Here is a 395-nt window from a genome sequence, read left to right on the forward strand (position 1 = left end):
GCCCCTTCGTAAGATATCAAATAGGATATTAGCATTGAGATCAATCCCCTGGCTGGGCAGTTTCACGAATGCCAGTTCCCCATCGCGCACGCATCCAATTCGCACCTTCTCATTGGAATATTTCGTGATATATATAACCGCACTTCTGTTTGAAATGTGACGTATGAGAGGTTTCGCGGATGGCGGTAGAAGAGACATTTCACCGTTCTCTGTGGTCCGCCCTGACCCCAGCCGCCCCGATTGGTCCGCGGCTGGAAGGCGCAGGTACCGCCGACGTGGTGGTGGTTGGTGCGGGACTCCTGGGACTTTCACTCACTTTGCATCTTGCTGAAGCTGGCGTTAACGTCGCCCTGATCGAAGCAGACGAGCCAGGATTTGGAGCATCGGGCCGCAAT

Annotated in this window: 1 protein-coding gene; it reads left to right on the forward strand. The window is 54.2% G+C overall.

The features are described from left to right. Positions 1 to 179: 179 nt before the first annotated feature. A partial coding sequence (locus tag EN935_RS40455; protein ID WP_127374468.1) for an FAD-dependent oxidoreductase occupies positions 180 to 395 on the forward strand: 216 nt, incomplete at its 3' end.

The sequence above is a fragment of the Mesorhizobium sp. M7D.F.Ca.US.004.03.1.1 genome (assembly GCF_003998635.1).
Lineage (GTDB): Bacteria > Pseudomonadota > Alphaproteobacteria > Rhizobiales > Rhizobiaceae > Mesorhizobium > Mesorhizobium loti.